This window comes from Apilactobacillus sp. EABW-1NA, from assembly GCF_030398685.1.
Taxonomy (GTDB): domain Bacteria; phylum Bacillota; class Bacilli; order Lactobacillales; family Lactobacillaceae; genus Apilactobacillus; species Apilactobacillus waqarii.
This window is the reverse complement of sequence record NZ_JAPDKO010000011.1, coordinates 45,684-54,369: the sequence shown is the minus strand read 5'-3', so window position 1 is coordinate 54,369 and position 8,686 is coordinate 45,684. Positions and strand designations below refer to the sequence as shown.

The 8,686-nt window shown below is 38.5% G+C and carries 9 protein-coding genes and 1 riboswitch; of the genes, 5 read left to right on the top strand and 4 right to left on the bottom strand.

From position 1 onward, the window contains the following. Positions 1-146: 146 nt before the first annotated feature. Entirely contained in the window at positions 147-1,016 is an 870-nt protein-coding gene (locus OEZ61_RS04520) for a LysR family transcriptional regulator (RefSeq protein WP_034530914.1), read from the bottom strand. A gap of 107 nt (positions 1,017-1,123) precedes the next feature. Between OEZ61_RS04520 and OEZ61_RS04515 the strand changes: the two genes are divergently transcribed. Further along, on the top strand, positions 1,124-2,524 hold the full coding sequence (locus OEZ61_RS04515) for an amino acid permease (protein WP_034530913.1): 1,401 nt from the start codon (positions 1,124-1,126) through the stop codon (positions 2,522-2,524). A 35-nt stretch (positions 2,525-2,559) separates the two neighbouring features. Here OEZ61_RS04515 and OEZ61_RS04510 read toward each other — a convergent pair whose 3' ends face one another. Then, a complete protein-coding gene (locus OEZ61_RS04510; protein WP_034530912.1) occupies positions 2,560-3,180 on the bottom strand; it encodes an LVIS_2131 family protein in 621 nt (206 codons plus the stop codon). Positions 3,181-3,268: 88 nt separating this feature from the next. Further along, positions 3,269-4,279, bottom strand: a complete 1,011-nt coding sequence (locus OEZ61_RS04505; RefSeq protein WP_051961020.1) for a serine hydrolase — start codon at positions 4,277-4,279, stop codon at positions 3,269-3,271. A gap of 149 nt (positions 4,280-4,428) precedes the next feature. Further along, positions 4,429-4,523: riboswitch (TPP riboswitch) on the top strand. A gap of 76 nt (positions 4,524-4,599) precedes the next feature. Between OEZ61_RS04505 and OEZ61_RS04500 the strand changes: the two genes are divergently transcribed. The 4 genes from OEZ61_RS04500 to OEZ61_RS04485 all read left to right on the top strand — a co-directional run bounded on the left by OEZ61_RS04500 (position 4,600) and on the right by OEZ61_RS04485 (position 7,472). Next, positions 4,600-5,154: an ECF transporter S component gene (locus OEZ61_RS04500; RefSeq protein WP_034530911.1), complete on the top strand. Its 555-nt coding sequence runs from the start codon at positions 4,600-4,602 to the stop codon at positions 5,152-5,154. Between the two features lie 15 nt (positions 5,155-5,169). Continuing rightward, positions 5,170-6,582, top strand: a complete 1,413-nt coding sequence (locus OEZ61_RS04495) for an ATP-binding cassette domain-containing protein (protein ID WP_290047043.1) — start codon at positions 5,170-5,172, stop codon at positions 6,580-6,582. Continuing rightward, positions 6,582-7,217: an energy-coupling factor transporter transmembrane component T gene (locus OEZ61_RS04490; protein ID WP_034530909.1), complete on the top strand. Its 636-nt coding sequence runs from the start codon at positions 6,582-6,584 to the stop codon at positions 7,215-7,217. Before OEZ61_RS04495 ends, OEZ61_RS04490 begins: the two co-directional genes overlap by 1 nt. Positions 7,218-7,289: 72 nt before the next feature. After that, positions 7,290-7,472, top strand: coding sequence for an LBP_cg2779 family protein (locus tag OEZ61_RS04485; RefSeq protein WP_034530908.1), 183 nt, complete (start codon positions 7,290-7,292; stop codon positions 7,470-7,472). A gap of 39 nt (positions 7,473-7,511) precedes the next feature. Here OEZ61_RS04485 and OEZ61_RS04480 read toward each other — a convergent pair whose 3' ends face one another. Further along, entirely contained in the window at positions 7,512-8,672 is a 1,161-nt protein-coding gene (locus tag OEZ61_RS04480) for a hypothetical protein (RefSeq protein WP_290047042.1), read from the bottom strand. Between the last annotated feature and the right edge of the window lie 14 nt (positions 8,673-8,686).

The following is an 8,686-nucleotide window of genomic DNA, read 5'->3' as shown; positions in this document are numbered from 1 at the left end:
CTTATTAATAATTTTTGTAAATCCTAAACCATTATAATAATCTTTAATGGCAGCTAATTTTAATTCTTTAGAAAACATAAAAGAACCCCTTAGGTTAGATTTCTCCAACTCAAGGGGTTCAGTTCACATTCAATCCAATGGCTTTTTTATTTGAGTTCTTCTTTTCTATCGATAATGAACTTCGCAAAATGTTGGCTGGCGATTGGTAGTTCATCCTTATTCTTATAAACAATTGCGACCGGTCTAGTCACGTTGGGTTCGACTGGCTTGCTGACGATGTTGAAATCGGTTCGACGGTAAACTAGTTCGGATAAGATGCTGACCCCTAGTCCTGCTTCGACCATCGCCATGATGGTGTAGTCATCTTGAATCTTATAGCGCACGTTGGGTTTAACACCGGCTTTTTTAAATGCTTCAAGCGGTTCACTGTAGCCACCACCCTCAACTAGGATGAATGGATCATCGGCGAGTGCTTCAATTGGCACAGCATCTGCGTTGGCGTATGGATGGTCAACGGGAATAAATGCATTCATGTTAGTGTTGTGGACAATTGTCTTATTAAAACCTTCTCCGTATTCAGCGGTCATGATGGCGAAATCAATTTGGTCGGTTTTCAACCAATCGATGATGGTTCCATAGTCACCCTGGTTTAAAACGAAATTAATCTGTGGATAAAGCGCCTTAAACTCTTTGAATAGGTCAGGCAACCAGTAACAACTAACACTGGTAATTGCTCCGATTCTGACCGTTCCTGATTGAAGGCCATTGATGGCATTGGCGGTGTCGATTAATCCACGGTATTGACGAAGTGCTTGTCTGATGTGTGGATAAAGTTTTTCCCCATCCGGTGTCAATTCCACCCCAGATCTGGAACGTTTTAGAATGTGCATATTGAATTCCTTTTCCAGATTGGACATCATTTGACTGACGGAAGATTGGGTATACCCTAGTTGTTCTGCTGCTTTGGTGAAACTCTTATTCTGTAATACTGCCTCTAGTACAATAAATCGATTCATCTTATATCATCTTTTCTTATGTAAATATTGAATTTATTAATTTTACTTATGTTGGTACTCATTATATAGTTAATAGTACAAATAAACAAGAAAAGGTGTTGATATCTATGCAAATTTTTAAAAAGGAATCGGTTAGCAATTATTTAGAGGCCGATTCACGATTATCCAAGTCTTTGACCACTAAAGACTTAATTGGCTTGGGTATCGGTGCCGTGATTGGTACCGGGATTTTCATCCTTCCCGGCCATGAAGCTGCCAGTCATGCTGGTCCTGCCGTTGCGATTGCCTTTTTAATGGCAGCCATCGTTTCTGGATTAGTTGGTATGGCCTACGCTGAATTTTCATCAGCCATGCCAATTGCCGGATCAGCTTACTCATTTGGTTCCGTTGTCTATGGTGAAATTGTTGGTTGGATTTTGGGTTGGGCCTTAATCCTTGAATACTTCTTAGCAGTATCGGCTGAAGCGACCGGGTTTGCTGCTTACTTTAACAACAATATCTTAGCCGCCATCGGAATTCATTTACCAACCGCCCTACAAGCCAGTCCAATGGAAGGTGGAGTGATTAACATCTCAGCCGTCATCATTGTGGTTGTCATCGCAGGAATTCTTCTAATGGGTTCAGAAATGTCTAAACGTGTTGAAAACTTCGCCGTGATTGTCAAAGTCGCCATTATCATTATTTTTATTATCATCGGTGCCTTCTACGTTAAGACCAGTAACTATGTTCCTTTCTACCCTGCTCAATTCCACTCAACTCCATTTGGTATGGGTGGTATCTTCACAGCAGCTGCCACTGTCTTCTTTGCTTTCATCGGTTTTGATGCATTAGCTTCTAACTCCGCTGAAACTATCGACCCAGGTAAGAACGTTATCAAGGGAATTATCGGAACTGTGGTTTTCGCCGTCGTTCTATATGTCGCATTTTCAATGGTACTTACTGGAATCGTTAACTACAGGGAACTAAACGTTGACGATCCCGCCGCTTACGCTCTTCAAATCATTCACTTGTCAGCATTCAACAAGCTAATTACTATCGGTGCTTTGTTTGGAATCTTTACCGCCATGGTGACTATGTTCATCGGTGGTTCTCGCCTAGTGTATGCACTTGGTCGAGACGGTCTTTTGCCTAAATTCATTGGCCGCGTTAACGCCAAGCACTCCGTACCAAAGAATGCGATTATCATCGCAACTATCGTTCAAGCTGTCTTTGCTGGTTTGGTTCCATTGACTCAACTAGCTTCATTGATTAACGCAGGAACATTGATTGCCTTCGCATTCATCTCATTTGGTGTTATTAAACTTCGTCGTAGAAAAGATATTAAAAACACAGGATTCAAGATGCCATGGTATCCATTCCTACCAATCGTAGCTGGTGTATTCAGCATCTTCTTTATCATCATGCTTCCAGACATTACCAAGATTTCAGTTGGTATCTGGATTGTGATTGGATTTATCTTCTACTTCGCCTACGGAGTTCACCATTCTAAACTACAAAAACAAGACTAAACGAAAAAAAGCCCTGGATTAAATCCAGAGGCTTTTTATTTTTCGTTATAAATAAATGAATTATCCGGAATACGGATTAGAGTATAACTCTTGAACTGACGTCTTGCATGTAATCCGATTCCATTCCAAAAACTGTCTTTATACGTAACGGTTACGTCGGCAACCCACGCTCTTTGGTATTTCTTGTCTAGCGTCTTAGCTTCATTGTCATTCCATCTAACCGCTGACTTTTGAACATTAATTTCGCTATTAGTACCGACTAGCACACTTGATGCTGAACTTGATACTGATAGACGTTGTCCATTAACCAAATATGAGTAAGACTGATTCAAAGATGAATTATTCCCACTTTTGACCTTCACATAGTAAGAGCTGTTACCATTGGTATCCAAAATTAATGGCTTGAAGTCACGTGTTGTGACGACGTTTGATCCATTAACGTTTGGATAGAATGTCTCAAAAGACATGAATCCAATCCCAGCAAATAACACGACGATTTGTGCAATCGTCTTTAAATGGTGAGTTAATGAAAAGTCGTAGTGCCCATTTATGATTAGTCTACTTCTTCTTACCCCGATGTTATGAATAATAAAAATTGCATAAATAACCAAAATTATCCAAAGAAGTAGGCCAACTATATTCCAGGCCGATTCCATAAATCTTCTCCTTTATACTAGTAATCAAAGATACTTTACTATTCTACACTATTTTGGAAAAAATACAAAATTCTTATGCTAACTATTATTATTTCAATGCTGAATCGTGGTTGTTAACCAGTTTAATCAACTTGGCAGTGTCGGAAAATTCGGCATAATCGTTAACAACGACGGTGATTACTCTGTCTTTGCCAGGTTGTTGAGCAGTCGCAACTAGACATAGTCCAGCGGCAACAGTATAACCGGTCTTTAAACCATCGACATGCAAACTTTCATCGTAAAAAGGTCTACCAGGTAGTAAACTATTTTCATTAAATAAAGTTTGACCGTCAACTTTTTCATATACTTGCTTGGCATCATCAATTGCCTTTGGATAAATTGATAGGACGTGGTCGGCAATGATTGCGATACTCTTGGCTGAGATCATGTTGGCATCGTCCTTGCCACCAACTTGAGCGAAACCAAATTTACCTAAGTCACTATTTTCTAGTCCTGATGATGACACAAAAGTAGCGTCTAGATGCCATGCTCTGGCTTGTTCATTCATCATCTTGATGAACTTAACGTTAGATCCTGCCACCCATTGACCCAATGCAATTGCAGCATTGTTGGATGATTGGACTAAAGCGGCCTTATACAAATCTCTGACGGTGTACTTGTGGCCATCCTTAAACTTAAAGCCACCTAGTTCAACGTCGTCACCTAGTTTCTTTAGTCCCTTGTTACTGGTGTCGACTACTCGATTCCAGCCGTTGGTTTTTTCGGCCTTTTGAATCGCTAGATATAAGGTCATTAGTTTAGCTAATGATGCCACCTTAATCTTCTTGTCCCCATTTTGTGAATAAACGACCTTATTCTTAGTAGCATCCAATGCCACAGCAGCACTCGCGTTCGTTATTTTATTCTGTGACACCTTCACTAGGTCGGTCTTATAAGTTTGTGGATCTTGTTGATAGTCAGGTTGATAACCTTGTTTTGAGTTCGTTATTTTATTGTATTCTTGGCGAATAAATGAGAATGGATTATTAAATTGTTCGTATGCCCCTAATCCAATCGCCGCGACGAATATTATTGTTAGTCTTTTCACTGATTTCTTCATTCATTTTTACTTCCATTTTTCATAATTTCACTATCTAAAGTTACCACGAAATCACCGTTACGACAAGGCATCCCGCTTGTTAAAAATGTTAATAAAAATATAAGCATTGCATTTAAATTTAATCAATAGTATAGTTAATTTAAATTGATAATTAATGTTTGGGGTGCCGGAATTCGGCTGAGATTCATACCCATAGTACCTGATTCAGGATAATCCCTGCGAAGGAAAACAACCCTTTTATTTTTAATGCTTTACAAATTATAAAAATAAATTGGACTCCAAACACGTGTTGTTTGGGGTCCTTTTTTCTGGAGGAAACTATGAAAAACACATGGTCACTTAGAAACATCATTTTACTTACATTAATCTCAATTATCTGTGGAATTATCTTTTTCGCCACAGGTTTTCTATACAACGCAGTAAGTCTTGCACTTACTCCTTATGGTCTAGCACCTCTTGCTAACGATCTACTACTTGGTCTTTGGGTAATGGCAGCTCCACTTGCTGGTTTTATCTTCAAACGTCCAGGTGCTCCATTACTAGCTGAGGTAATCGGTGCCATCGTTGAAATGTTCTTAGGTGGACAATGGGGTGTTGAAACCATCATCTCTGGTATTGAACAAGGTATCGCAACTGAATTAGGTTTCGTTGCTACTAAATACAAGCACTTCGATTGGTTAGGTGTATTCGCTACTACCATCTCAACTACTGTCATCACATTTATCTATGACTGGTTCAAGAGTGGTTACAATGCTTATGCCATCCACATGCTAATAATCTTATTCATCGCAAGATTCATTTCAATCTTCATATTTGGTGGTGTGTTATCAAAACTAATCGCCAACATGTTAGAAAAGAGTCACGTTATCAAATAATAGGAGTGTCACTTTTTGAATAACTTATCAATTAACAATTTGACATACCAATATACTGGTAGTTCGAAGCCGACTTTTAAAGGGGTTAGCCTGGATTTCGAATCTAATCAAATGGCATTGATATACAGTCCTTCTGGGTCTGGTAAATCAACGCTTTTGAAAACAATCGCAGGATTTTATCCACAATATAACGACGGTACAATCGACGGCGTTATCAATTTTAATCACCAAGACATCGCTGAATTTTCAGAATGGAAATTACGACAAACCATTTCCATGATGTTCCAAGATCCAATGCAACAATTTTGTATGGCTACCGTGGAAGATGAATTCATCTTCACCCTAGAAAATCTTCAAGTTGAACCTGATAAAATGGATCAAATTATCGAAGACGCCCTTTCTTTCACCAATACCAATGAGTTAAGAAAGCGCGAATTCAAGACTCTTTCTGGTGGTGAAAAACAAAAGGTTGCACTAAGTATCATCGTAGCGATTAACGCTCCTGTTATTCTATTGGATGAACCATTTGCCAATGTCGATATCAAGTCTCGTCTGGAACTGATTAGTCTATTGAGCCAGCTAAAGGAATCAGACAAGATTGTCATCGATATCGATCATGACCTTATGGGCTACGAAAATCGAATCGACCAGTTAATTGGTTTCGATGAAGACAACACAACGTTTAAACCTTTAGATGATGCGGCGGCCAAAGAATTGTTCAATCAATTCAACGATTCCACAAATCGTCCACTATCAAACGAAGTTGTTGGAGAACCAATTATTAACTGTGCAGATTTATCAATTGCCAACTACGACATGCAATTAATCAATCATTTAGATTTAGACTTGATGAAACAAAAAACGACCTTAATTACCGGTCCCAACGGATGTGGTAAATCAAGTCTGTTCAAAACATTTATCAAGCAACATGATTTTGATGGAGAAATTAATTTCAACCACAAATCAATTCGTAAAATCCGTTTAAACAAGTACTTACAAAGTGTTGGAATGATTTTCCAAGAATCAACCAAGCAATTCATTAAAATCACCGTCGAAGACGAACTAGAACTATCCAAGAAGAATGCATTCAACAACTGGTTGGACGACAATCAAATCGCTGAATACACTAACAAACTTGGTCTAGATGAGCTATCCGATCGTGTCATCTACTCTTTAAGTGATGGCCAAAAGAAACGACTACAAATCCTAAGCATAGTCATGATGGGACACTCACTTCTTCTTTTAGACGAACCTTTTAATGGTATCAACATTGAATATGTTACCGTTGTCGTTGATTTATTGAATCACGCAAAGGCTAACGGTCAAACGCAACTGCTAATCTCTCATCAAACTCATGGTCTAGAGAACCTAGTTGATTACCATTTAGCATTTGATGATCACAAACTAACTTATCAGGAGGCCTTTTAATGAATCCCGTATTAAAACTACTGATGATGTTAGTAATTGCATTGGAAATTTCATTTACAACATCAGTTAGACTAAACCTAGTTATCTTCGTTGTTAGTCTAATCTATCTAATCTTCTTCGCTTCATTTAAGCGAATCCTATACTTATTATTCGTCACTTTAATTCCTGCGGTCGGAATCTATTTCGCCCAAAAGATAAATGGCGACTATCAATACGGTATCTTATTGGTGACTCGTCTATACGCGTTTGTCACACTGGGTGGAACTTACACATGTAAGACCTCCATCGAGGATTTGGCTGGTAGTCTGGAACAAAACTTTCACGTACCCAGCAAGTTTGCCTACGGAGTAATGGGCGCCTTTAACTTGATTGAAACCATCAAACAAGAGATTGTCGACATCAAGTTATCCGCTAAAATGAGAAACGTGCATCTATCCTATGTTTCTCCAACCCTTTACTTCAAGTCAATCCTAGCTGCCATGAACTGGTCCACCCTACTAGCTCAAGGAATGAATTCACATTTATTCGTTGAAGGAAACAGCCGAACCCATTTCAAAAAGATTACAATCAAAGCAACCGATTATATAATCTTCGTTGTTGTGGTTGTCGCTATCCAAATTATCCTAATTTTTTAGACTTTATTTTTCTTCTTATACTAAAATAAGTTATAATGTAATTGTCGGATGGATTTTGTTAGGAGGGTTCTTATGAATCGTAAATTGAATAAGATTGCTGAAGAAATTGTTACTTATCAAAAGAATAATGATATGCCAGATACATTATTGGCTTATAACCTACATTTTAGTGTAGAGGAATTGCATGACATTAAGAGCATGCGCAGATCCCCAAATCAAGATGAAGTAGATATTATCAAACAAAAATTAGGCTAAGCAAAAAAGGAACCCGAAATGTCGGGTTCCTTTTTTTTATTACATATCGCCTTTTCTTCTTAGACGTTGTTCATCTAAATAAGCATAGATGTATTCAAAACCTACTTCAACGATGTCATTTAACGGAATCTTTTGTCCGTAAATGAAGAAGTTGACTGTTTCATCCAATAGACTGAACTTCATTGATTCGGGGCCAATCTTTTCCGGGTAACCTAAGAAGTTACTACCAGACTTCAATTGTAAACGAATCAATTGATGCTTGTTCATGGATTGCGTCAAGATAGCATTTAAATTATCTTCGGTACTGTCGAATTCTCTTGAATCGTTTAATACCGGTTGTGATGCATTATGATCAGCAATGTTTTGGTCCTTCATTAGTTGAACCAATTCAAGGTAGTCGTTGCCAACGGTGACTCGTTGGATGCCATTCATTCGAATGAAGACATAGCCACCAAATTGACCAGACATGTCGACAACTTTTAGGATGGCACCACTGTCGTTTAACATGATGACCTCCCCGACATAGAAGAAGTGGTCATTGTATCTACAACGAACTTCGACTAGGTTGTGATGATGGAATGAATCGTTCAACAAATCGATGATGTTGTTGATTGATTCGGCGGTCTTGGCAATGTTTTGTTCTTTGACCTTGCCCATTACTTTGCTCATGACACTTAGTTCACGACCTTGGAATTCAATAATCATGCTTTGGTTAAAGCCCATGGTGACCAATTCATTTTGCATGAAGTCGAACTTGTTAATGCGTAAGAACTTAAAGGAATCATTGCTGATTTTCTTAACCATCCCTGTGTAGAAACGTTCCGCTTCATTGTCGTGAATTAGGATAACCTCTTGGTTTAAGTATGCTTGAATTAAAATTTGTGGGAACAAGTTGTTGTTGGAATCAAAGTGTAATTCGCTGGGTTTGGATTCCATTAATCCTTCATCCTTGGCGATTAACATTTTTTCTTTGATGCTGTCTAGGTCTTCACTTTGACGTTCCACACTCTCAATGATGGCAGTCTTCATTGCGACGTATCCGTCGGCTAGACCGCTTGATTCGTATGTGGCAATGATGACCTCGTCATCGTTATAAGTTTCAATATAGCCGGTATAAAAAATATCACCAGTGTTTAGGTAGATATTCACCAGTTGTTCCTTGCTCATTGCTGCATTTAAATCTGCAATGATAGAGTTCATAAACATCCCTCACT

Coding starts and splice junctions, on each gene's coding strand:
- OEZ61_RS04520 (WP_034530914.1), bottom strand. CDS start 1,016: ATGAATCGATTTATTGTACTAGAGGCAGTATTACAGAATAAGAGTTTC.
- OEZ61_RS04515 (WP_034530913.1), top strand. CDS start 1,124: ATGCAAATTTTTAAAAAGGAATCGGTTAGCAATTATTTAGAGGCCGAT.
- OEZ61_RS04510 (WP_034530912.1), bottom strand. CDS start 3,180: ATGGAATCGGCCTGGAATATAGTTGGCCTACTTCTTTGGATAATTTTG.
- OEZ61_RS04505 (WP_051961020.1), bottom strand. CDS start 4,279: ATGAAGAAATCAGTGAAAAGACTAACAATAATATTCGTCGCGGCGATT.
- OEZ61_RS04500 (WP_034530911.1), top strand. CDS start 4,600: ATGAAAAACACATGGTCACTTAGAAACATCATTTTACTTACATTAATC.
- OEZ61_RS04490 (WP_034530909.1), top strand. CDS start 6,582: ATGAATCCCGTATTAAAACTACTGATGATGTTAGTAATTGCATTGGAA.
- OEZ61_RS04485 (WP_034530908.1), top strand. CDS start 7,290: ATGAATCGTAAATTGAATAAGATTGCTGAAGAAATTGTTACTTATCAA.
- OEZ61_RS04480 (WP_290047042.1), bottom strand. CDS start 8,672: ATGAACTCTATCATTGCAGATTTAAATGCAGCAATGAGCAAGGAACAA.